At 64.9% G+C, this 23,486-nt stretch carries 22 protein-coding genes; 15 read left to right on the top strand and 7 right to left on the bottom strand.

Features of this window, described 5'->3' with window-relative positions; genetic code table 11:
• Positions 1-48 precede the first annotated feature (48 nt).
• The 6 genes from ACSFCA_RS22910 to ACSFCA_RS22885 all read left to right on the top strand — a co-directional run bounded on the left by ACSFCA_RS22910 (position 49) and on the right by ACSFCA_RS22885 (position 7,477).
• The gene (locus tag ACSFCA_RS22910; RefSeq protein WP_435461304.1) at positions 49-321 is read left to right on the top strand and encodes a helix-turn-helix domain-containing protein; all 273 of its coding nucleotides are present in this window, start codon (positions 49-51) and stop codon (positions 319-321) included.
• A gap of 545 nt (positions 322-866) precedes the next feature.
• Positions 867-2,360, top strand: coding sequence for an NCS1 family nucleobase:cation symporter-1 (locus ACSFCA_RS22905; RefSeq protein WP_435461303.1), 1,494 nt, complete (start codon positions 867-869; stop codon positions 2,358-2,360).
• A 27-nt stretch (positions 2,361-2,387) separates the two neighbouring features.
• Positions 2,388-3,125, top strand: a complete 738-nt coding sequence (locus ACSFCA_RS22900; RefSeq protein ID WP_435461302.1) for an aspartate/glutamate racemase family protein — start codon at positions 2,388-2,390, stop codon at positions 3,123-3,125.
• Between the two features lie 14 nt (positions 3,126-3,139).
• Positions 3,140-3,895, top strand: coding sequence for a GntR family transcriptional regulator (locus ACSFCA_RS22895; RefSeq protein ID WP_258353548.1), 756 nt, complete (start codon positions 3,140-3,142; stop codon positions 3,893-3,895).
• A gap of 113 nt (positions 3,896-4,008) precedes the next feature.
• Complete coding sequence (locus ACSFCA_RS22890; protein ID WP_435461301.1) at positions 4,009-5,781, top strand: EAL domain-containing protein; 1,773 nt, start codon at positions 4,009-4,011, stop codon at positions 5,779-5,781.
• 205 nt (positions 5,782-5,986) lie between these two features.
• Positions 5,987-7,477 (top strand): nucleobase:cation symporter-2 family protein, encoded by a 1,491-nt coding sequence (locus ACSFCA_RS22885; protein ID WP_093179676.1) that lies wholly within the window; start codon positions 5,987-5,989, stop codon positions 7,475-7,477.
• A gap of 7 nt (positions 7,478-7,484) precedes the next feature.
• Here ACSFCA_RS22885 and ACSFCA_RS22880 read toward each other — a convergent pair whose 3' ends face one another.
• Both ACSFCA_RS22880 and ACSFCA_RS22875 read right to left on the bottom strand, forming a co-directional pair.
• Positions 7,485-8,342 (bottom strand): aldo/keto reductase, encoded by an 858-nt coding sequence (locus tag ACSFCA_RS22880; RefSeq protein WP_435461300.1) that lies wholly within the window; start codon positions 8,340-8,342, stop codon positions 7,485-7,487.
• Between the two features lie 31 nt (positions 8,343-8,373).
• Positions 8,374-9,801 carry a sensor histidine kinase gene (locus ACSFCA_RS22875; RefSeq protein WP_435461299.1) on the bottom strand — a complete coding sequence of 476 codons (1,428 nt, stop codon included), beginning with the start codon at positions 9,799-9,801 and terminating at the stop codon, positions 8,374-8,376.
• 349 nt (positions 9,802-10,150) lie between these two features.
• On the opposite strand from ACSFCA_RS22875, the gene ACSFCA_RS22870 reads away from it, so the two are divergent.
• From ACSFCA_RS22870 to ACSFCA_RS22830, 9 genes are all read left to right on the top strand, one after another.
• Positions 10,151-11,233, top strand: a complete 1,083-nt coding sequence (locus ACSFCA_RS22870; protein WP_093179671.1) for a tartrate dehydrogenase — start codon at positions 10,151-10,153, stop codon at positions 11,231-11,233.
• 306 nt (positions 11,234-11,539) lie between these two features.
• Positions 11,540-12,490 carry an ABC transporter permease gene (locus ACSFCA_RS22865; protein ID WP_435461298.1) on the top strand — a complete coding sequence of 317 codons (951 nt, stop codon included), beginning with the start codon at positions 11,540-11,542 and terminating at the stop codon, positions 12,488-12,490.
• On the top strand, positions 12,487-13,368 hold the full coding sequence (locus tag ACSFCA_RS22860; protein ID WP_258353542.1) for an ABC transporter permease: 882 nt from the start codon (positions 12,487-12,489) through the stop codon (positions 13,366-13,368). The genes ACSFCA_RS22865 and ACSFCA_RS22860 overlap by 4 nt, the downstream gene beginning before the upstream one ends.
• 5 nt (positions 13,369-13,373) lie before the next feature.
• Positions 13,374-14,369 carry an ABC transporter ATP-binding protein gene (locus tag ACSFCA_RS22855; RefSeq protein WP_258353541.1) on the top strand — a complete coding sequence of 332 codons (996 nt, stop codon included), beginning with the start codon at positions 13,374-13,376 and terminating at the stop codon, positions 14,367-14,369.
• The gene (locus ACSFCA_RS22850) at positions 14,366-15,181 is read left to right on the top strand and encodes an ATP-binding cassette domain-containing protein (RefSeq protein ID WP_258353540.1); all 816 of its coding nucleotides are present in this window, start codon (positions 14,366-14,368) and stop codon (positions 15,179-15,181) included. The genes ACSFCA_RS22855 and ACSFCA_RS22850 overlap by 4 nt, the downstream gene beginning before the upstream one ends.
• 48 nt (positions 15,182-15,229) lie before the next feature.
• Positions 15,230-16,723, top strand: coding sequence for an ABC transporter substrate-binding protein (locus tag ACSFCA_RS22845; RefSeq protein ID WP_435461297.1), 1,494 nt, complete (start codon positions 15,230-15,232; stop codon positions 16,721-16,723).
• A 4-nt stretch (positions 16,724-16,727) separates the two neighbouring features.
• Positions 16,728-18,128, top strand: a complete 1,401-nt coding sequence (locus ACSFCA_RS22840) for an amidase (protein ID WP_435461296.1) — start codon at positions 16,728-16,730, stop codon at positions 18,126-18,128.
• Positions 18,129-18,151: 23 nt separating this feature from the next.
• Positions 18,152-19,600, top strand: coding sequence for an aldehyde dehydrogenase family protein (locus tag ACSFCA_RS22835; protein ID WP_435461295.1), 1,449 nt, complete (start codon positions 18,152-18,154; stop codon positions 19,598-19,600).
• A gap of 9 nt (positions 19,601-19,609) precedes the next feature.
• On the top strand, positions 19,610-20,500 hold the full coding sequence (locus ACSFCA_RS22830) for an NAD(P)-dependent oxidoreductase (RefSeq protein ID WP_435461294.1): 891 nt from the start codon (positions 19,610-19,612) through the stop codon (positions 20,498-20,500).
• Between the two features lie 508 nt (positions 20,501-21,008).
• On the opposite strand, the gene ACSFCA_RS22825 is transcribed toward ACSFCA_RS22830, so the two are convergent.
• From ACSFCA_RS22825 to ACSFCA_RS22805, 5 genes are all read right to left on the bottom strand, one after another.
• The gene (locus ACSFCA_RS22825; protein ID WP_435477448.1) at positions 21,009-21,416 is read right to left on the bottom strand and encodes a hypothetical protein; all 408 of its coding nucleotides are present in this window, start codon (positions 21,414-21,416) and stop codon (positions 21,009-21,011) included.
• A gap of 65 nt (positions 21,417-21,481) precedes the next feature.
• On the bottom strand, positions 21,482-21,754 hold the full coding sequence (locus ACSFCA_RS22820; RefSeq protein ID WP_435461291.1) for a DUF6881 domain-containing protein: 273 nt from the start codon (positions 21,752-21,754) through the stop codon (positions 21,482-21,484).
• Positions 21,755-21,943: 189 nt separating this feature from the next.
• Positions 21,944-22,300 carry a hypothetical protein gene (locus tag ACSFCA_RS22815; RefSeq protein WP_435461290.1) on the bottom strand — a complete coding sequence of 119 codons (357 nt, stop codon included), beginning with the start codon at positions 22,298-22,300 and terminating at the stop codon, positions 21,944-21,946.
• A gap of 63 nt (positions 22,301-22,363) precedes the next feature.
• The gene (locus ACSFCA_RS22810; RefSeq protein WP_435461289.1) at positions 22,364-22,747 is read right to left on the bottom strand and encodes a hypothetical protein; all 384 of its coding nucleotides are present in this window, start codon (positions 22,745-22,747) and stop codon (positions 22,364-22,366) included.
• A gap of 109 nt (positions 22,748-22,856) precedes the next feature.
• A complete protein-coding gene (locus ACSFCA_RS22805; RefSeq protein ID WP_435461288.1) occupies positions 22,857-23,396 on the bottom strand; it encodes a hypothetical protein in 540 nt (179 codons plus the stop codon).
• Positions 23,397-23,486 lie beyond the last annotated feature (90 nt).

Here is a 23,486-nt window from a genome sequence, read left to right as displayed (position 1 = left end):
ACCATACAGACGGGTGCATAAAAGAGTCTTCGCAACGAGATTCGTTGCATGCGGTCACCCCAGGATCCTGCGCTGTTGAGAGCCTTTGCGGCCGAGCTGAAAGCTCGGCGAACCGCACTTGGCTTCAATCAGGAGGAGTTGGCCTTTGCCGCAGGCCTCAATCGCACGTTCGTCGCCAAACTGGAGACGGCGACGACGAGTCCATCCTTGAGCAGTCTCGTGCTGCTGTGCGGTGGATTGACGGTAGAACCGTCGGAGTTGATGCATTCGCTGATGAAGCGATACAGGAAAGAGCTTCGCGCTGAATCAAACCAGACATGATGGGCACACACGACATCCGGTTACGAAATCTGGTGGAGACTTCTAGGATCAGGTGATCCGCCCCTGCGGGGAGCAAGCTGTCCCACCAAATTGCTCATCCATAAAGCCGCCTTCTGCTGCGGCCGTTGGTGCTCGATTTAAGCGCGCTTTCGAGCGTGCATGACCCTTTTTGTTACCGCCGTGGGCAAGGACATGGACTTGCCGTGACTGACTTCGTGCGAACGCCGCAACGGAGCGCAGGCTACGAACCGGGCCCTATGAGACGTAGCTCCCGCACGGAGTGCAGGAATTGCGCACAACTGCGGTGAATCAGAGCAGATTCTTGTCCGCGTTGGATTTCAGCAGACCCCCCAAGCGTCCGGGAGAAGGCTCAATGGCGACGCACTTTATTCTCCCGACGCACTTTATTGAACATCAGCAGCGCATCAGGGAATCTACGGATATATGATTCCCCGAATGGCCTTGATTGAGTGCATTTTTTGTATACAAATAACGCATCCGAAAAGCAGGTACTCAATCCACCCCACTCGCACGAGGAAAAGACCATGAGCACAGTCGTCAGCCAGGCCCCCGCGGGGGCAAGCGAAGCCGGCCTTGCGCCGCACGCGGAATCGAACGCCGTCATCAAGCCGGGCTACCACCCGCGCCTGACCAACGAAGACCTCGCTCCGCTGAAGAAGCAGACCTGGGGCCAATACAACATCTTTGCCTTCTGGATGTCCGACGTGCACAGCGTGGGCGGCTACATCACGGCCGGCAGCCTGTTCGCACTGGGCCTGTCGAGCTGGCAGGTGCTGGTGTCGCTGCTGGTGGGCATCGTGATCGTGCAGTTCTTCTGCAACCTGGTGGCCAAGCCCAGCCAGGTAACGGGCGTGCCCTACCCCGTGGTTTGCCGCGCGCCCTTCGGCGTGCTGGGCGCGAACATTCCGGCCATCATCCGTGGGCTGATCGCGGTGGCCTGGTACGGCGTGCAGACGTATCTCGCGTCGGCCGCCTTCATGGTGCTGGCGCTGCACATGGCCCCGGGCCTCGCGCCATATGCCGATGTCGCGCAGTACGGCTTCGTCGGCCTCTCGGCGCTTGGCTGGGTCGCGTTCATGGTTATGTGGGTGCTGCAGGCCTTCGTGTTCTGGCGCGGCATGGACGCCATCCGCAAGTTCATCGACTGGGCCGGCCCGGCGGTGTACGTGGTGATGGCCGTGCTCTGCGGCTGGCTGGTGTGGAAGGCCGGCTGGAGCAAGATCGACCTGAACCTGGGCGGCATCAAGTTCCAGGGCTGGGACGCGCTGCCCGTGATGCTCTCGGCCATTGCGCTGGTGGTGAGCTACTTCAGCGGCCCGATGCTCAACTTCGGCGACTTCTCGCGCTACGGCAAGAGCTTCGACGCGGTGAAGAAGGGCAACTTCTGGGGTCTGCCGGTGAACTTCGTGTTCTTCTCGCTGTTGACGGTCATCACCACGGCCGCCACGCTGCCCGTGTTTGGTGAACTCATCACCGATCCGGTGCACACCGTGGGCAAGATCGACAGCACCACCGCCGTGGTGCTGGGCGCGCTGACCTTCATGATCGCCACCATCGGCATCAACATCGTGGCCAACTTCGTCTCGCCGGCCTTCGACTTCTCGAACGTGGCGCCGCAGCACATCAGCTGGCGCACGGGCGGCATGATCGCCGCGGTGGGCTCGGTGTTTCTCACGCCGTGGAACCTCTACAACAGCCCCGAGGTCATTCACTACACGCTCGACGTGCTGGGGTCGTTCATCGGCCCGCTGTTCGGCATCCTGATTGCCGACTACTACATCGTGCGCAAGCAGCGCATCGACGTGGACGCGCTCTACACCATGAGCCCCAAGGGCGAATACTGGTACAGCGGCGGCTACAACCCGAAGGCGATCCAGGCGCTGGTACCGTCGGCTCTCGTGCCGATCCTGTGCGTGATGGTGCCGGCGCTTCGCGGTGGCGCCAACTATGCTTGGTTCATCGGCATGGGTCTGGGCTTCGTCCTCTATGCCCTGCTGAACCGCAACAGCAAGACTTGAACTGAAAGAGAAAGAAAGGGCCGCTCCGTGCGCATCAAGATCATCAATCCCAACACCACCTGGAGCATGACCGAGAAGATCGGCGCCTGCGCCCGCGCGGTGGCGCACGCCGGCACCGAGATCGTGGCCGTGAGCCCGGCCATGGGGCCGGTCTCCATCGAGAGTCACTACGACGAGGCGCTGGCCGTGCCGGGCTTGCTGCAGGAGATCGCTTCGGGCGAGCGCGACGGCATCGATGGCTACGTGATCGCCTGCTTCGGCGACCCGGGCCTGAAGGCCGCGCGCGAGTTGGCACGCGGCCCCGTGGTGGGCATCGCCGAGGCGGCGATGCACCTGGCCAGCATGATCGGCAGCCGCTTCAGCGTGGTGACCACGCTGGGCCGCACCATGGGCCAGGCCTGGCACCTGGCCGAGATCTACGGCATGGAACGCTTCTGCGCCAACGTGCGCGCCTGCGAACTGCCCGTGCTCGAACTGGAAGAGCCCGGCTCGGGTGCGCGGGAACGCATCGTCGACGAGTGCCGGCGCGCGCTCGAAGAAGACGGCTCCGACTGCATCGTGCTCGGCTGCGCCGGCATGACCGACCTGTGCGAGCACATCGAGCAGGTGCTCGGCGTGCCCGTGATCGACGGCGTGGCCGCGGGCACCAAGCTGATCGAATCGCTCGTTGCCCTGAAGCTGCGCACCAGCAAGCGCGGGGAGCTGGCAAAGCCCCTGCCCAAGCCCATCATTGGTGCGCTCGAGGGCTTCACTCTCCCGCGCTAGGCCACAATCCGCGCATGCCTCGCGCCAGTTCCAAACCCTCCGCTTCCCCTGCCACCGCTGTTCCGGTCGAGAACGGCGTGGCTGCAGCCGACAAGAACAGCTCCATCGAAAGCATCGCCAACGACATCGCCACCGCGATCGTCGAGAAGCGCCTGCCGCCAGGCACATGGCTGCGCGAAGAAGCGCTGGGCCGGGTGTATTCGGTGAGCCGCACCAAGGTGCGCGCCGCGCTGCTGATGCTGTCGAAAGACAAGCTCATCGAGATGATTCCCGACAAGGGCGCCTTCGTCTGCCAGCCCTCGGTGGAAGAGGCCCGCGAGGTGTTCGCGGTGCGCCGCATCCTCGAGAGCGAGGTGGTGCGCCTGTTCATCGCCGCCGCGCGGCCGCGCGACTACCAGGTGCTGGAGCAGCACATCAAGTTCGAGCGCACCGCGCTGCGCCAGACCACCACCACTGGCACCGTGCGCGAGAAGCTGCTGGGCGACTTCCACGTGGCGCTGGCAGAGGCCACCGGCAACCGCACGCTGGCCGAGCTGGTGCGCGAACTGGTGGCGCGCAGCTCGCTGATCGCCATGCTCTACCACTCGTCGAACGACCCGCATTGCTCGTCGGACGAGCACTCCGACTTCCTGCGCCTGTGCCGCAAAGGCGACGTGGAGGCAGCCGTGACGAGCATGATCGACCATCTGGAGCGCATCGAATCCAGCCTCGAACTCGGCACCGACAAGCCCGACCGCCAGCTCGACCTGGTCAAGGCGCTGCTCGCCTGACCCCACGGCCGGCAGGGCCGGTGCGGCTGTCACACAACCGCGTCATGCTGTAGCCCGAATGGCTTACGCGTTTTTCCCGTGCGCGAGCGCCGCCGACGAACAACTTCCACAGCATGCCCCGGCAAACCCGGCCCAACGCCACCCCTGCCTCGCCTCCTGCGATCTCGCCCTTCTTCCAGCCCATCGTGGATCTGCGCAAGGGCACGGTCTTCGGCCATGAAGCCCTCATTCGCGGACCGGCCGGCACCCCGCTCCACAGCCCGCAGGCGCTGCTTGCACTTGCCGCGGCCGAGTCGCGGCTGACCGAGTTCGAGCTGCAGTGCGTGAAAGCCATCCTCGCCGAGTGGGGCCGCCTGCCCGATGCGGGCCGGCTGTTCGTGAACATGAGCGCCGACGCGCTGACCGCGGCCACGGGCGGCGTGGGCACGGCGTGCTGGCTCGAACGCATGCTCGCGCACCACAACGTCAGCGCCCGCGACGTGACCGTGGAGCTCACCGAGCAGCGCGCCACCGGCAGCCCTGAGGCGCTTGGACGTGCGGTCGAGACGCTGCATGCGCTGGGCGCGCGCGTCGCGCTCGACGACTTCGGCGAAGGCCATTCCAACCTGCGGCGCTGGAAAGACCTGCAGCCAGACTTCGTGAAGATCGACAAGCTGCTGACCCAGGGCATCGCGAACAGCCCACAGAGCGTGGCGCTGGTGCGCGCCATCGTCGGCTTCGGCAACGCGCTGGGCACCGAGCTCATCGCCGAGGGCGTGGAAGACGCGAAAGACCTGCACGTGCTGCGCGACCTCGGCATTGCCCATGGCCAGGGCTACCTGTTCGGCCGGCCGGCGCCGGCGCTGCAGCCAGCGCTGCCCGAGCCTATGGCGGCCACCATCCGCGACACCCGCATCGCGGTGATGCCGCATGCGTCTCAAACGTCGCAGCCCAATGTGCTGCGCAGCCTGTCGGTCATTCAGGCGCCGGCGCTCAGCCCGCAGACGCCGATCGACGAGGTCTCTGCAATCTTCCAGAAACACCCCGAGCTGCATGCGCTCGCCGTGGTCGACAAGGGCACCCCCGTTTCGCTGATCAACCGGCAGTCGTTCATGAACGACTATGCGCGGATGTACTTCCGCGAGGTCCACGGCCGCCGCCCCTGCCTGGCCTACGGCAGCAGCACTCCACGCATCGTGGAGCGCGAAGAGAACGTCGAGAGCCTGCTCGGCATCCTGATGTCGGAAGACCAGCGCTACCTGAGCGAAGGTTTCATCGTCACCGAGAAGAAGCGCTACGTTGGCCTGGGCACGGGCGACCAGCTCGTGCGCGCCGTGACCGAGGCGCGCATCGAGGCCGCGCGGCACGCCAACCCGCTGACCTCGTTGCCGGGCAACATCCCCATCAACATCCACATCGCGCGCCTGCTCGACAGCGGCGCCGACTTTGCCGCCTGCTATGCCGACCTGAACAACTTCAAGGTGTTCAACGACCACTACGGCTACTGGCGCGGCGACGAAATGATCTTGCTGCTCGCGCGGCTGGCGACGCAGCACGCAGACGCCCATCGCGACTTCGTCGGCCACATCGGCGGCGACGACTTCCTGGTGCTGTTCCAAAGCCCCGATTGGCACCGGCGCTGCACCGCCCTGATCGACGACTTCAACCGGCAGGCGCCCAGCCTCTACGACGAGGCGGAAAGACAGTCCGGCGGCATCGAAGGCGAGGACCGGCATGGCGTGGTCCGGTTCACGCCCTTCTCCACGCTGTCCATCGGCGCGGTGCGCATTCCGCCGGGCATGTTCAGCCATGCCGAGGATGTGGCGAGCGAGGCGGCCATCGCGAAGCACGATGCCAAGCAGACGGCCTCGGGCCTCACGGTGCGCGAGGCCCGGCCACGCCCATAGCGCAGGGACTTATGCGTCGATGGTCCCGGCGGCCGGCGACAGTCTTGCGGCCTTGACCACTCGGCGAGGCCCCCTCCGCGGATGCGGGTTTTCCAGAGTCTGGATTGTTGCATAAGTTGTATACAGTTTGGCGTACACAAAACGGGGTGTGCGCATGCCAAGCCGTGTCGCCCACCTTCCTTCTCGCCGCAGCAGGAGCCCAACGATGACGGCCGACAGTTCTCTCTCAACAGTCCATCCCGTGGACCAGCGCCTGCCTTCGGGCAAGCTCGCGGCCCTTGGCCTGCAGCACGTGCTGGTGATGTATGCGGGCGCCGTCGCGGTGCCGCTGATCGTCGGGCGCGCGCTCAAGCTCACGCCAGACGAGGTCGCGCTGCTGATCTCGGCCGACCTCTTCTGCTGCGGCATCGCCACGCTGATCCAGGCGCTGGGCGCCACGCAGTTCTTCGGCATCAAGCTGCCCGTGATGATGGGCGTAACCTTCGCGTCGGTCGCGCCGATGGTCGCCATCGCCAATGCCAACCCGGGGCAGAACGGTGCGCAGCTGCTCTTCGGCGCCATCATCGGCGCGGGTGTGGTGTCGATACTGATCGCGCCGCTGGTGAGCCGAATGCTGCGCTTCTTTCCGCCGGTGGTCACCGGCACCATCATCGCGGTCATCGGCATCAGCCTGATGCGCGTGGGCATCAACTGGATCTTCGGCAACCCCGTGGGCCCGACGGCGCCCGCGCTGGTCGATCCGGTCTATGCGAAGTGGCTGGCCGAAGTGACTTCGCCGGGCAGCTCCATTCCCGCCGTGCCCAAGGGCTTCGCGATCATGCCCACCGTGCCCAACCCCAAGTACGCAGACCTGTCGGGCTTCGGCGTGGCTGCGCTGGTGCTGGTGTCGATCCTGCTGATCGTCAAGTACGCGAAGGGCTTCATCGCCAACATCTCGGTGCTGCTCGGCATCGTGATTGGCGCCGTGGTGGCCTCGATCACCGGGCTCATGACCTACGAGAAGGTGGGCAAGGCCGCGTGGGTCGACATCGTGCTGCCCTTTCACTTCGGCATGCCGCAGTTCGACCCGATCCTGATCTTGACGATGACGCTCATCATGATCGTGGTGATGATCGAATCGACCGGCATGTTCCTCGCGCTGGGTGAGATGACCGACCGCAAGATCAGCCAGAAGGACCTGGCCCGCGGCCTGCGCACCGACGGCCTGGGCACGCTGATCGGCGGCATCTTCAACACCTTCCCGTACACCAGCTTCTCGCAGAACGTGGGCCTCGTGGCCGTCACCGGCATCAAGAGCCGCTATGTGTGCGTGGCCGGCGGCGCGATCCTGATCGTGCTGGGCCTGCTGCCGAAGATGGCCGCGCTGGTCGAGTCGCTGCCCACGGTGGTGCTCGGCGGTGCGGGCCTCGTGATGTTCGGCATGGTGGCGGCCACCGGCATCCGCATTTTGTCGGGCGTGGACTTCAAGACTAATCGCCACAACGCGATGATCGTCGCGGTGTCGATCGGCATCGGCATGATTCCGTTGATCGCGCCCAACTTCAAGCAATGGATGCCGCATGCCATTCACTCGCTGATCGAGTCAGGCATCTTGCTGGCGTCTATCGCGGCGGTGCTGCTGAACCTGTTCCTCAATGGTGCGAAGCACGACGAGCAGGCCGTGATCGCTGCGGCCAAGCAGGCCGAAGCCCACTGAGCCTTTGCTAGATCATCGCCAGCGGCCCCTTGCGCCGCGGCGGTGGATGCAACCGGTCGAGCTCTTCGAGAGTCGCCGCATCGAGCTTCAGCTCTGCGGCGGCCAGGTTCTCCTTCAGGTGCGTGCTGCGCACCGCCTTCGGGATCGCCGCCACGCCGGGCCGCGCGATCACCGCGGCCAGTGCCAGTTGCGCGGCCGTCACGCCGAGCCGCTCGGCCAATTCGCCCAGCCCATCGTCTTCGGCCAGCGCGCCCTGATCGATCGGGCTGTAGGCCATCAGCGGCATGCCACGTTCGCGCTGCCACGGCAGCAGGCTGAACTCCGGGCCGCGCTCGCCGAGCGACAGGTACACCTGATTGGCCGCGCAACCCGGGCCGTCGCCGACGGCCTGCGCCAGCTCCTCCATATCGTCGGTGTCGAAGTTGCTCACGCCCCAGTGGGCGATGCGCCCGTCGGCCACCAGCGAATGCATCGCCGCGACCGTCTCGCGCAGCGGATGGCTGCCGCGCCAGTGCAGCAGGTAGAGATCGACGGCGTCGAGCCCCAGCCGCTTCAGGCTGCGCTCGCAGGCATCGCGCGTGCCACGGCGGCTGGCGTTGTGCGGATAAACCTTGCTGACGATGAAGAGCTCTTCGCGCCGCACGTCGCTCGCGCGCAAGGCCTCGCCGATGGCCTGGCCCAGGACGGTTTCAGCGCCGCCTTCGCCGTACATCTCGGCGGTGTCGATGAGCCGGTAGCCGAGCGCGATGGCCTCGCGCACCGCCTTCACTTCGGCCGCGCGATGCCCCGCGTTTTCGCTCATGCGCCAGGTGCCGAGGCCGAGTACCGGCATCTCGCCGCCGGTGGGGAGTTGGAGTGTTCGCATCGGGCCATGGTACGGGGGACGCAAGGCCCTGTCAGCCCGTCGACAACGGAAGCCACACGGTCGCGCACAGGCCGCTCCCGTCTTCACCGGCCGCCAGTTCGATCCGGCCGCCATGCTTGTTCAGCACCGAGCGAACGATAGCCAACCCCAGTCCGCTGCCCGACTGCGTCTGGTCCGGGTTGCGAAAGAAGCGGTCGAATACACGTTCGCGCAGCTCCGGTGGAATGCCAGGCCCCTGGTCCGTCACGCGGAGCACGGCTTTCGACGATTCCGATTCGTGCCCGACGCGCACGGTGACAGTGCCGCCGTCCGGGCTGTACTTGATGGCGTTCTCGATGAGATTGCTCACCATCGAGATCAGGCTCTCACGCTCTCCGAACACCAGCACCGCGCCTTCGGACACGAAGTCCAGCCTGATACCGCGCACGCAGGCCAGGCCTTCCACGAACAGAACGCGCTCCTGCACCAGCGCATCGAACGCAAGCAGCATGGGCACGGCATCCTGCGGCATCTCGTCGCTGCGCATCAACTGCTGCAGCTGGCCCACCAGCCGCGCGGCGCGGTCGTTGCTGCGCAGCAGGTTGACCATGAGCTCGCGCTGGCCTGCGTCGGCGGTCTGCTCCTTCAGCGCCTCCACATTCACGCGCATCGCATCGAGCGGCGTGCGCAGTTCATTCGCCGCATCGGCGATCAGCACGCGCTCGCGCGATGCCCGGTCGCGCACGCTGCGCAGCAGGTCGTTGATGCTGCGCACCAGCGGCTGCAGCTCCTTGTGCCGCGGCTCGAAGCTCAGCGGCGTCAGGTCGGCCGGGCCGCGCTCGGCAGTCTCTTGCGTCACCTGCCGCCAGGGACGCAGCGCGAACAGCACCGAAAGCCACGCCGGAAAGACGAGAAACGGCAGGCTGATGGCCAGCGGCAGCAAGTAGTAGCTGCGGTGGTCGACAGTGAAGCTGAAACGCAGCACCTTCGGCTCGGCCAGCAGCACGCGGGTGTCGAGCGATGGCGAAGTCATCATGCGCGCGCGCCACACGCGCTCGCCGACGCGCACGTTCTCCACCCGGCCCGGCGCTGCCGTGTGCATGACCGGCGCGGCAGCCGTGGAGTTGAAGATGAGCCGCCCCCGCTGCCACACCTGCATGACGGGCGCCTTGTCCGTCTCTGAACTGAAGTCACCCGATGTTTCGAGCAGCGCCATGTCGAAGGCCCTCAGGGCCTCCTGCTGACGGGCGGGGTCGGCCGCGAGGTTCTGTGCAATCGTGATGACGCTATCGAAGATATTGTCGTAGCGCACCAGATCCGTCACGCGGTTGGAGTCGTACAGGAACAGCGCCAGGATGGCGCCCCACAGCAGCACGACCACCGCGGTCTGCGCCAGCAGCAGGCGCCGCAGCAGTGAGGGCTGCAACCACCGTTTCCAGCGCCGGGCAAGCGCCGTCATGGCGACAGGCAAAAGATTCATGGTCCTCCAGGCGGCGGTCTCTGCGGAGCGCATCGCAAGCGCGTGGAGTATCCGGTACGCCCGCGCCGAGGGCTTCAGAAAACCTTCATGAACCGGTTGTCGGAGCCGGCAAGCGGTCAGTCGCGGATGCTTGTCGCCTTCTAATTTTCTGAAGTCAAAGTCAATTTAATGACAAGGAATTCTCGGAATCTCCTGTGAAGGCATTCCGCTTTGCCTTCTGATTTTGTCAATGCCATTTGAGTGCCAACCCCCTCTTCAGGCCCGGTTCTCGCTTCTAGAATTTTTCGACAAGCCCGGCGTCACGAGCGCTGGCGCACCGAACGAAACGAACTTGGAACAGGTTGAGTCAATGCAGAAAAAGCACAGGATTGCCGTCATTCCCGGAGACGGCATCGGCGTCGAGGTCATGCCCGAAGGGTTGCGCGTACTCGATGCGGTCGGTCGCCGCTTCGGCATCGATTTTTCGTACGACCACTTCGACTGGGGCTCCGACCACTATGTGCGCACGGGCCTGATGATGCCGGCCGACTGGGCCGACAAGATCCAGGGCCACGACGCGATCTATTTCGGTGCGGTGGGTGCGCCCGACAAAGTGCCCGACCACATCGCGGTGTGGGGCCTGCTCATCAAGATCCGCCGCGACTTCGACCAGTACGTGAATCTGCGCCCCGTGCGCCTGATGCCCGGCGTGCCCGGCCCGCTGGCGCACCGCAAGCCCGGCGACATCGACTTTCTGGTGGTGCGCGAGAACACCGAGGGCGAGTACACCTCGGTGGGTGGCCGCCTGTTCGAAGGCACGCCGCGCGAGATGGCGATCCAGGAGGCCGTGTTCACCCGCACCGGCGTGGACCGCATCATCGACTACGCGTTCCAGCTCGCCAATCGCCGCAAGCGCAAGAACCTGGTGGCCGCCACCAAGTCGAACGGCATCTCGATCACCATGCCCTACTGGGACGAGCGCCTGGCCGAGATCGCCACGCGCTACCCCGACGTGGCGACGAGCAAGTACCACATCGACATCCTGTGCGCGCATTTCGTGCAGCACCCCGACTGGTTCGATGTGGTGGTGGCATCCAACCTGTTCGGCGACATCCTGTCGGACCTGGGCCCGGCCTGCACCGGCACCATCGGCATTGCGCCCTCGGCCAACCTGAACCCCGAACGCAAATTCCCTTCTCTGTTCGAGCCGGTGCACGGTTCGGCGCCCGACATCGCGGGCAAGGGCATCGCCAACCCGATCGGCCAGATCTGGTCGGCCGCGCTGATGCTCGACCATCTGGGCAACAACGACCCTGTGTACGCAGAGGCTTCGGCTGCGGTGATCTCGGCCATCGAGACCGTGCTGAGCGAAGGTCCGCGTACTCGAGATATGGGCGGGACCGCCAACACCGTGGACGTGGGCCGCGCGATTGCGAGTTGCATCTCGGCATGACGCACTGCTCTTGTTCAGGGAGCGATCACGCCGACGGCGTGCTCTGCTCCGCGAATGTCCCCCGGCCTGCGGCCTCCTCCTTTATTTCGCTGCGCAGAGCACACCATCGACGTGATCGATGGACGCAATGGTTGATCGGCCGGCACAAGCGCTGCGTCCATGTGCGAATGGCATCGGGTGCTCCCCGCAGCGAAATAAAGGAGGAGCCGAAGGCGGGGGACATTCGCGGAGGGGAGCACCCGGTGTCATTCGCACGCACCCCGAACAAGAGCATCCCGCAACACAACGAACAGCGAGTTCACTGAAATGGGCCTGTTCCTGCTCAAACGCACGCTGACGCTGATCGGCACCCTGGTGGGCGCATCGATCATCGTGTTCCTGGTACTGGAGATTCTTCCGGGCAATGCAGCGCAGATGCTCATGGGCCCAGACGCCTCACCCGAAGCCGTCGCGGCACTGGCAACGAAACTGGGTCTCGACTTGCCCGCATGGACCCGCTACTGGCACTGGATCGGTGGCCTGCTCACCGGCCACCTCGGCGACAGCTACGCCTACAGCTCGCCGGTGCTCGACCTGATCCTCGAACGCCTCGCGCTCACCGTGCCGCTCGCCATGCTGGCGATGGCACTCACCGTCGTGATTGCGCTGCTGGTGGGTGTCACGGCCGCGGCCCGCCACAACAAGCTCGGCGATGTCGGCCTGATGGGCATGGCCCAGGTCGGCATCGCCATTCCGAATTTCTGGTTCGCCATCCTGCTGATCCTCGTGTTCTCGGTGCAGCTGCAGTGGTTCTCCGCAGGCGGCTTCGAAGGATGGGGCGAAGGCATCTTCGCGGGCATCAAGTCGCTGCTGCTGCCTGCACTGTCCCTGGCCGTCGTGCAGGCTGCGATCCTCGCGCGCATCACGCGCTCGGCGGTGCTCGAAGTGATGCGCGAAGACTTCGTGCGCACCGCGCGCGCCAAGGGCGTCTCGCAGCGCGCGGTGTTGTGGACCCACGTGCTGCGCAACGCCATGATCCCCGTCATTACCGTGATGGGCATGCAGTTCTCCGAGCTGCTGGCCGGCACCATCGTGGTGGAGAACGTGTTCTACCTGCCGGGCCTGGGCCGGCTGATCTTCCAGGCCATCAGCAACCGCGACCTGATCGTGGTGCGCAACTGCGTGATGCTGCTTGCGGCCATGGTGGTCATCGTGAACTTCGTGGTCGACGTGCTGTATGCCGTGATCGATCCGCGCATCAAGGCCAGCGACATATGAGCACCCTTGCTATTCCAAGCCCAAGCGCCGCGGCGCTCAAGGTGCCGGGCTTCTGGCGCCGCGCGCTGAAGCACCGCAGCTTCGTCATCGGCGGCGTGCTGGCCGCCCTGCTGCTCCTGGCCGCCCTCGTGTCCTTCGTGTGGACGCCCTGGTCGCCCTATGCGATGGACATGCCGAACAAGATGCAGGCCCCTTCGGCCTCGCATTGGCTCGGCACCGATGCGTTCGGTCGCGACGTGGCTTCGTTGTTGCTGGTTGGTGCGCGCGCATCCATCCTCGTGGGCGTGATCGCAGTCGGTATCGGCCTGGTGGTCGGCACCGCCTTGGGCCTGCTCGCGGCCGCGAAACGCGGTTGGGTCGAAGAAGCGGTGATGCGCCTCTCAGACTTCACGCTGGCCTTCCCCGCGATCCTGTCGGCCATCATGATGACGGCAGTGTTCGGCGCGGGCATCGTGAATGCCATCGTGGCCATCGGCATCTACAACATCCCGACCTTCGCGCGCATCACGCGCGCCTCGGCTAACGCGATCTGGTCGCGCGAATACGTGGCCGCAGCGCGTGCCTGCGGCAAGGGGCCCTTCGCGATCACGATGCAGCACGTGCTGCCCAACATCTCGGCCGTGCTGATCGTGCAGATCACGATCCGCTTCGCCATCGCGATCCTGGCCGAGGCCGCCCTCTCTTACCTCGGCCTGGGTACGCAGCCGCCGCAACCCTCGTGGGGCCGCATGCTCAGCGAAGCGCAGACCCTCATGTTCCAGCAGCCGCTGCTGGCCGTCTTCCCCGGCATGGCGATCGCCCTCGCAGTGCTGGGGCTGAACCTCCTTGGCGACGGGCTGCGCGACTTGCTCGACCCCCGTCTCGCCAGAGCCCGGTAAGCGCCATGCCCCTCCTCGAAGTCAACAACCTCCAGATCGGCCTGCAGACCCAGCGCGGGCCGGCGCAGGCCGTGCGCGGCATTTCTTTCTCGCTGGAGCGCGGCGAAACGCTGGGCATCGTCGGCGAATCGGGCTGCGGCAAGTCGATCACCGTGATGTCGCTCATGGGCCTGCTGCCATCGAGCGCCAAGGTCGGGGGCAGCATCAAGCTCGACGGGCAGGAGCTCGTCGGCCTGCCCGAAAAGCAGATGTGCCAGATCCGCGGCAACCGCATCGGCATGATCTTCCAGGAACCGATGACGGCACTGAACCCGGTGCACACCATCGCGCGCCAGGTCAGCGAGCCGCTGCAGCTGCATCGCGGGCTGACGAAGGCACAGGCACGCAAGGAAGCATTGAGCCTGCTCGACCGCGTGGGCATTCCCGATGCAGCCTCGCGCCTCGACGCCTACCCGCACCAGTTCTCGGGCGGCCAGCGCCAGCGCATCGGCATCGCCATGGCACTCGCCTGCGGGCCCGACCTGCTGATTGCCGATGAGCCCACCACCGCGCTCGACGTGACCATCCAGAAGCAGGTGCTCGACCTGATCCAGGGCCTGGTCAAGGAAATGGGCATGGCGCTGATCCTGATCTCGCACGACCTCGGCGTGATCGCCAACAGCGTGCAGCGCATGCTCGTGATGTACGGCGGCAGCGCGGTGGAAAGCGGGCCGACCGACACGGTCTTCGCCGGCCGCGCACACCCCTACACACGCGGCCTGTTCGCAGCGCGGCCCGCCATCGGCGCGGTTCGTGCCGGCCGCCTGCCGACCATTCGCGGCAGCGTGCCCGAGCTGGTCGACATGCCCCGGGGCTGCGCCTTCGCAGGCCGCTGCGCCCACACCATCGACCTGTGCCAGAGCACACGCCCCCAAGCCACGATGCTGCCGAACGACCACACGGTGCGCTGCCTGCGGCTGGGCGAAATCGCCGCGTTGAATGCCAAGGCGGCCACCGCATGAGCAAGCCCACCACCGCCGGCCAGCCCTTGCTGGCCGTGAACAACCTCTACCGCCACTACGCGTTGCCGCGCGAAAAACTCTTCGGCCCACCGCCGACCGTGAAGGCGCTCAACGGCGTGAGCTTCGAGGTGCAGGCCGGCAAGAGCGTGGGCATCGTCGGCGAATCGGGCTCGGGCAAGTCGACCATCGCGCGCCTCGTGATGGCGCTCGACACACCCACCTCGGGCACTGTCTCGCTCGAAGGCCGCAACCTGCATGCGCTGCCCAAGGCCGAACTGCGCACCGCGCGGCGCGATTTCCAGATGGTGTTCCAGGATCCGTACGGTTCGCTCGATCCGCGCCAGACGGTCGCACGCATCGTCGCCGAGCCGCTCGAAGCGCTGGCCGAGACCAGCCGCGCCGTGCAGCGCGAACGCGCTTCCGAAGCATTGGCAGCGGTCGGCCTGCGCACCACCGACATGGACAAGTACCCGCACGAGTTCTCGGGCGGCCAGCGCCAGCGCATTGCGATTGCGCGCGCGCTCATCACACGCCCCAAGCTCATCGTCGCCGATGAGCCGGTGAGTGCGCTCGACGTGTCCGTGCAGGCCCAGGTGCTCAACCTCATGCAAGACCTGCAGCAGCAGTTCGGCATCAGCTACCTGCTCATCAGCCACGACCTCGCGGTGGTCAACCACCTGTGCGACGAAGTCTGCGTGGTCTTCAAGGGCCGCATCGTCGAACGGGGCCGCCCGGCTGACCTGTTCCAGCACGCCCAGCACGAGTACACGCGCACCCTGCTTTCCGCCGTTCTGCACACGCCGTCCCGCTAGCCGGGCAAGGCTTTCTTTTCCTCCACCCTCACCTCCAGGAACTATCGAATGTTGAAGCGACGCACACTCATGACTTCCGCCATGGCCGCGGCAATCCCGGGTGTATTCCTGCCCCAGGCCCGCGCGCAGGCCGGCAAGAACACGCTGACGATCGGCATGCCGCTCGAACCGCCAGGACTGGACCCAACGAGCGGTGCCGCATCGGCCATCGCGGAGATCACGCAGTACAACATCTTCGAGACGCTCACCAAGGTGAACGCCGACGGCTCGGTCACGCCGATGCTGGCCGAGAGCTGGACGTCGTCGCCCGACATGAAGACCTTCGTCTTCAGGCTGCGCAAGGGCGTGCGCTTCGAGAACGGCCAGCCCTTCAATGCGTCGGTGGTGAAGTTCTCGTTCGACCGTGCGGGCAATGCCAAGAGCACCAACAAGGACAAGCGCTTCTTCAGCGAAATCGGCACCGTGGTGCTCGACGAGTACATGGTGGGCGTGAACAGCACGCTGCCCAACCCCGACCTGCCGTTCATGCTGGGGCAATCGACCGCCTGCATCGTCGAGCCCAAGAGCGCCGAGACCAACGTCACTGCGCCGGTAGGCACCGGCCCGTACAAGCTGAGCGCATGGCAGCGCGGCGCTTCGTGCACGCTGGTGAAGTCGCCGACCTATCGCGACCCGAGCCTTGCGAAGACCGAGAAGTTCGTCTTCCGCTTCATGTCGGACACGGCCGCGCAGACCGCCGCGCTGCTGTCGAACGACATCGACATCTTCCCGCGCGCAGGCACGCGCTCGGTGAGCCAATTCAAGGGCAACCCGCGCTTCCAGGTGATCGAGGTGGGCACGCGCGGCAAGGTGATCCTGACCATCAACAACCGCAAGAAGCCGCTGGACGACGTGCGCGTGCGCCGCGCGATTCTCGCGGCCATCGACCGCAACGCCATCGTCCAGGGCGCGGCAGACGGCTTCGGCAGGCCCATCGGCAGCCATTACGCCCTGGGCGCGCCGGGCTTCATCGACACCACGGCAATGAACCCCTTCGACATCGAGAAGGCGAAGAAGCTGCTGGCCGAAGCCGGCGTGAAGACGCCGCTCGAACTGCGCCTGCAGCTGCCGCCGCCTTCGTATGCACGTCAGGGTGGCGAGATGATCGCGGCGCAGCTCGCGCAGATCGGCATCAACGTGAAGATCCAGAACGTCGAGTGGGCCCAGTGGCTCAGCGGCACCTTCGGCGGCGCGCACGACTTCGACCTGACCATGGTCGCGCACGTGGAGCCCTTCGACCTGGTGAAGTACACCGAGCCCGACTACTACTGGGGCTACGACTCGAAGAAGTTCCGCGACCTGTTCGTCAGCATCCAGAACGAAGAGAACAAGAAGCGCCGCGCCGATCTGCTGGCCGAGGCGCAGCGCCAGCTGGCAACCGATGCGGTCAACGGCTTCCTGTACCAGGCGGTGTTCCCGACCATCGCACGCAAGGAAGTGAAGGGCCTGTGGCCGAGCATGCCGATCGTGGTGAACGACCTGGCTGCAATTTCGTGGAGCTGATGCGATGACCAGGCCCCTGTACTCCCTGAGCGTGCAGGAGCTGCACGCGGCCTACGCCGCCAAGGAACTCTCGCCAGTGGAAGTGGCGCGCTCGGTGAACGAGCGCATCGCGGCCTACGAGCCTGAGCTGCACGCGACCTGGCTCTTCCGCCCCGAGCTTGCGCTCGAACAGGCCCGCGCCTCCGAGGCGCGCTGGCTGGCCGGCACGCCGCGCGGCACGCTCGACGGCGTGCCCGTGACCATCAAGGACAACCTCGCGACCGAAGGCGACCCGATGCCGCTGGGCACCGCCGCCTACGACCTCGTGCCGATGACGCAAGACTCCCCGCCCGCCGCCCGCCTGAAGGAAGACGGCACGGTGCTGGTCGCCAAGACCACCATGCCCGACCTGGGCATGCTGTCGTCGGGCCTGTCGAGCTTTCATGAACTCTCGCGCAACCCGTGGGACCTGTCGCGCACGCCGGGCGGCTCCAGCGCGGGTGCGGGCGCGGCGGCTGCCGCAGGCTATGGCCCACTGCACGTGGGCACCGACATCGGCGGCTCGCTGCGCCTGCCGGCCAGCTGGTGCGGCATCTACACGCTCAAGCCCAGCTTCGGCCGCATTCCGCTGAGCACGCCCTACATGGGCCGCTGCGCCGGTCCGATGACGCGCACCGTGGCCGATTCGGCGCTGATGATGGCGTCGGTTGCGCAGCCCGACGACCGCGACTATTCGGAACTGCCGGCGCCGGGCATCGACTGGACGGCCTTCGAAGTCGACCCGTCGTTCATCAAGGGCAAGCGCGTTGCGCTGCACATGGACGCGGGCTGCGGCCTGCCGCTCGATCCACAGATCGCCGAGGTGGTGCGTCGCGCGGCGAAGCGCATCGAAGCGGCCGGCGCGCTGGTCGAAGAAATCAAGCCCTTCATGACGCCGAAGATGCTGCAGGGCATGGACCACTTCTGGCGCATGCGCTCGTTCATCGACACGCAGGCCATGCCCGCCGAGAAGCGCGCGAAGATCCTGCCGTACATCCGCGCCTGGGCCGAGAGCGCGGCGGGGTTTTCCGGCGAGCACATCTTCGAGGCCTACAGCCAGTTCATCGCCACGCGCGCGGCCACCATCGCCGCCACCAAGGCCTACGACTTCGTGATCTCGCCGGTGTCACCCAACATGCCCGCGCCCGCGGACCACGCCTCGCCGACCAACAACCCGCTGCTGTCGATGGAGCACATCGGCTTCACGGTGCCCTACAACATGTCGGAGCAGCCAGCTGCCTCAATCAACTGCGGCTACTCGGCCGAGGGCCTGCCCATCGGCCTGCAGATTGCCGGGCGCCGTTTCGACGACCTGGGCGTGCTGCAGTTCAGCCGCGCTTTCGAACAGATCCGCGAAGCACAAAAACCCTGGCCGGAACCCAAGTGACTGGCCGCAAGGAGACAAATCAAATGAGCGCAACCCACTACATCGACGGCCGCCATGTGCCGTCCGAAGGCAACGCCACCATCGACGTGATCGACCCGAGCGACGGCCAGAAATTCGGCCAGATCGCACGCGGCACGGCCGCCGACGTGAACACGGCCGTGCGCGCCGCACGCCAGGCCATGGGCGAGAACTTCGACGGCCCCTGGGGCGCGATGACCGCGCTGGAGCGCGGCCGCCTGCTCGCCAAGCTGGGCGCCGCCGTGATGCAGCACCACGAAGAACTCGCCCAGCTCGAAGCCCGCGACACCGGCAAGGCGCTGCGCGTGGCGCGCAACGACGCGACCGCGCTGGCCCGCTACATGGAGTACTACGCCGGCGCCTGCGACAAGCTGCACGGCGACACCCTGCCCTACGAGCGCGGCTACACCGTGCTGACAGTGCGCATTCCACATGGCGTGACGGGCCACATCATTCCGTGGAACTACCCGATGCAGATCGCGGGCCGCAGCGTGGGCGCATCGCTCGCCGCGGGCAACGCCTGCGTGGTGAAGCCGGCGGAAGACGCGAGCCTCTCACTGCTGCGCCTGGCCGAGATCGCGACCGAAGTGGGCTTTCCGGCCGGCGCGCTCAACGTGGTGACGGGCTACGGCAAGGAAGCCGGCGCCGCGCTGTGCGCGCACCCGGGCATCGACCACATCTCGTTCACCGGCTCGACCATGACGGGCCGCAGCGTGGGCCTGGCGGCCGCCGAGCGCCATTGCCCGGTGACGCTGGAGCTGGGCGGCAAGTCGCCGCAGATCGTGTTCGCCGACGCCGACCTCGACGCGGCCGAGCCGGTGCTGCTCAACGCCATCATCCAGAACGCTGGCCAGACCTGCTCGGCGGGCAGCCGCGTGCTGGTGGAGCAGTCGGTCTACGAAGAGGTGGTGCAGCGGCTCGCGAAGCGCTTCACGGCCGTGCGCGCGGGCACGCCCGCCGAAGACCTGGACATGGGTCCGCTCATCAACGAGAAGCAGTTTCGCCAGGTGCGCGACATGGTCTCGACGGCCGAGGCCAGCGGCCTGAAGGTGGCGGCGCGCGGCACGGTGTCGCCCAACGCATCGGCCACCGGCTACTACCAGGAGGCCGTGCTGTTCCGCGACGTGCCGCACGACAGCGAACTGGCGCAGCGCGAAATCTTCGGCCCGGTGCTGGTCGTGATGCCCTTCGCCGATGAGGCCGAGGCAGTGCGCCTGGCCAACGGCACGGACTTCGGCTTGGTGGCCGGTGTGTGGACCCGCGACGGCGCGCGCCAGCTGCGCATGGCGCACAAGCTGCACTGTGGCCAGGTCTTCGTCAACAATTACGGTGCGGCGGGTGGTGTAGAACTGCCTTTCGGCGGCGTGAAATCCAGCGGCTTCGGCCGCGAGAAGGGCTTCGAGGCCCTGCTCGGATTCACGACCCTCAAGACCATCGCCATCAAGCACGGATGAAGACAACACATGACAACCACTGAACAGCAAACGCCGCGCAAAGTCGGCCTCGTCGGCGTCGGCCTGATGGGCCACGGCATTGCCAGCAACATCGTCAAGCACGGCCACCAGCTCACCGTGCTGGAGCACGCGGGCAACCAGCCCATCGACGGCCTGCTGAAGGCCGGCGCCACTTCGGTGAAGGACGTTGCCGCGCTCGCTGCGCAGGTCGACGTGCTGATCCTCTGCGTAACCGGCACGCCGCAGGTCGAGGCAGTGATGCTCGGCGACAAGGGTGCACTGACGGCCCTGCGCCCCGGCACGGTGGTGATCGACTGCTCGACGGCCGTTCCCGCCTCCACCGCCAAGGTGGCGGACGCAGTAAGCGCCAAGGGCGGCAAGTTCATCGATGCGCCGATGACCCGCACCGCGAAGGAAGCCGCCGAAGGCCGCTTGAACCTGCTGGTGGGCGGCGACGCCGAGGTGCTGGCCTCGTGCCTGCCGCTGCTGCGTTGCTTTGCCGAGAACATCACGCACGTGGGCGGTATCGGTGCGGGCCATGCGATGAAGCTGCTGCACAACTTCGTGTCGCTGGGCACCGTGGCGCTGCTGTGCGAGGCTGCTGCCTGTGCGGAGCGCGCGGGCGTGAAGCCCGATGTGTTTGTCGACGTGCTTGCCAAGGGCGGCGGCAACGGCGTGGCGCTGGAACGCGTCAAGCCCAAGCTGCTGACGGGCAGCACCGATTCGCTGAAGTTCTCGATGGCCAATGCCAAGAAGGACCTGGGGTACTACAACGACATGGCGGAGCAGTCTTCTTCCAGTCATGGCATTGCGCAGGCTGTCGATGCGCTGTTGACTCAGGGCGTCGAAAAATTCGGGCCTGACCGGATGGTGCTGGATCTGGTCGAAGCGCTGCGCTGATTTCTTGTTGTGTTCTGTGCGCCGCCGTTGTTCAGGGCGCGTGCACAGGACACCGGGTACTCCCCTCCGCGAATGTCCCCCGGGGCTGCGCCCCTCCTCCTTTATTTCGCTGCGGGGAGCACCCGATGCCCTGCGCACGATGAGCGCGGCTGTGGCGTTGGCGGTTCGACCGCTGCGGCGGATTCGCGAACGACGGGCGCTGGACAAGGTGAACTCTGAGATCCGGCGTAGCGACGGTCAACATTGGCATGACTGCATTCCATGCCCGCTTCAGACTGGAAAGCAGATATCCGTGGCGGCCGGGTTTATGGCGGCACAGGGCCCACTGCAGTCCTTGCCTTTGCCCGATAGCAGTCGCTCACTACATGTGCGAATCGAAGTCACGTTGCGTGCTTATCGTGCTGCTCAACGTTTGACTTGAGAGGTGCGGACCGACTTGCCGGGGATCGTCATCTCGATGACAGGGTGAGGCCGCTCTCGCCTCGGCTTTCCTAGCATTCTTCTGTCGCTATTTCGGATAGTGCTCTCCCCAGTGAATGTCTGAGAGATGTGCGAGGAAGAGATCGCAGTCTGCTTGCTCAACAAAATAGAACTCGTTGTAGCCGAAGTCGTAGTCTGTCTTCGCGAACCAATGTGACGCCCACTTCCCTGTGTGACTGTGTTCAGTTTCGTCAGAGCAAGCCTTGTACTCAGAGTACTTTTGCGTGCACGCGCCATCCATTGGACCAAAGCGTTGCCAACACCAGCGATGCGCGTAGTCGAGTTCCGGAAAGGCCATTTCAAGCATCACGGAGCGAGGAAACTGGCGCAAGAGATTTTCTCGTTCTCGAAACGCTGCATCTCGTTCCTCGGGCGAATCATCCTCGCAGGCGAGGTAGCTCTCGATTGAGGAAAGTTTCAACGTCTTTAGTGTCATCGGATGCGCAAAATGGGGGGCGGAAGTGAAAGTCGGGTTGTGGCCGATGGCGGCCTGCTTGACTGCTACCTTCGCTGAAGCCAGCGGCCTTCAAATTCTTCCTTCGAAATATCCGCTATCTCGAACTCAGGCTCGCGACCCAAAGTCTCCAGATTCGGCCAAGGCTCGATGCCGAGCATTGAGCCTCCAGATTCTTCGTCGTTGTCCGCATAGCCGAGCTTTCCATCGCGAAAGACTTCGATTTTTCGCTGCTCCCACAACTGCCCATCCAGCTCGGTGAAGATTGTCAAGGGGTCACCCGCAACATCGTGCTTCCAATCAACTCTGGTGTATCTCATGGCGTTGCCTCTTCTGGGTTACATGTTGACTGCTGGGAGCCCTATTGGTGTCGGATTGCGGTAAGCAGTTCTGACCCGATGGTGACCGTCTGCTCCTGGTCGACTGTAGCTTCACGCGCGGCCAGCGCGAGGGTCCGAAGCTGCTGCCCGGCATTGCCGAAAACGGTCCCTCGCCGAAACGCGTGTAGATTAATCGCCCAACGAGTCAGTGCCGATCAGCTTACCCGTATCGTCGAATGTGAACTTCCAGACGTTAACTAACTCGACCGGTTCATCACCAGTGACAATGAACTCGAAGGCGCCGGCGGGGAAGTCGCAAAACATCTCTGCGTGAAGTTCTGTCGCGAAGCCGCACTGCTGAAGTCGGAACGCTCCCGAAAGGACGTACACCCGGCCAGCTTTATGGCTACCCGAAAATCTTGCTCCCACTTCGTAGGCATTGCGACTCACACGGAACTTCGAGGAGTCAGCATACAAGCGCTGAATAGCTTCAAGAGTGAGGGGCTCAGTTGAAACCTCTCCCCAGCTACGCGCGGGATTGCTCATGGCTATGTCTGGTCTTGGCCGAAGGTCGTCTTTAATAGGTCGCCTTTTGGAATACAAGGCAATCTACGGGCGGTCCGGGGGAAGGTAGCGGGATTTAAGAATAACCCGTGCGGCTTCCTGCGAAACGTGCTTGACAAACGCCTCGCTGCCAGGGGTGGACTTCAGCATGAAGTACTCACCGAACTCATTTCGGACGATGCGCGTAAATCTGTAAGCGCCGTACCTGGGCGCACTGGTTTCCGAGTCGCTCATGACTTCGGCCGTTGACACGTCCAGCGCGAAATGTGGGTCTCGGGAAGCAATCACGACGCGGGAGAACTGAGCATTTGCCCGGTCGAGGTGCTTGGGCCTATCTCGCGCAATGAGTTTCAGACGCAAGGCTTTTTTCAGTGCAGCGGTGGCGGCCACCGCAATCAACAGCATCAGCGCGAGCAAGACATAGGCCATATGGGGCAGCGGGTTCGCAGTCAATGCAAGGTGGAACGTCGACCGGAACGTCCGGTAGCGGCCGACTGTAGCCAACCCAGTGGCCGGTGCAAAGGGCCGAAGCGGGCGGTCAACCAGTACGGTGCGAGTCAGGTTTGCCAATTACAACTTCGAGAGTAATTCCAGACTCAGGCCCGTTATGTTCTGCCCGCTTGTACTCATCGAGCGCATCAACCATTAAGACTGTGACACCAAGGCTGAACAACTTCACCTGCTTCTTGTTATTCGTATAGATGCCGAATGACTCCCGCCCGCCGAGCGACAGATCAAGCACCATCTCGTTGTTCTGGCCGGTCTTGCTGTCTTGCCCTGCTTCATAGACCTCGACGATGGTCCCTGAGATGAAGCGCAACGGCATCTTCCGCCGGTTGATGCTATCCCACCACTGGGGCGAGCCGAACAATCCATACGTGCCCTTGAGACCCATGTGCGGCTTGTCAGGATTCAACGTGAGTGCTTGAGCCAGTTCGACTTGCCTCGGATCAGACTCAAGCTCCGCGGTGAGCGTGTAAACACGCCAGAACTTCGAGTCATCAAATTTCAGGAGAGGCTCTTGTACTCCGCGAAGTGGTTCGCGGCTGCTGTGGAAAAGATGTCTGAAAAAAGTCATCAGTGCAATGTCCGCAATTGGCCGGGTCGAGCCTATGGAGTTCGGGCGTCAAGCTCATCCCAGGTTGGTGCGAGTCCCAAGCTTCGCAGA

Origin of the sequence: Variovorax multivorans (genome assembly GCF_051216835.1) — a bacterium.
Taxonomy (GTDB): domain Bacteria; phylum Pseudomonadota; class Gammaproteobacteria; order Burkholderiales; family Burkholderiaceae_C; genus Variovorax.
The sequence above is the reverse complement of the archived record's forward strand: the minus strand, read 5'-3'. Positions and strand labels throughout refer to the sequence as shown.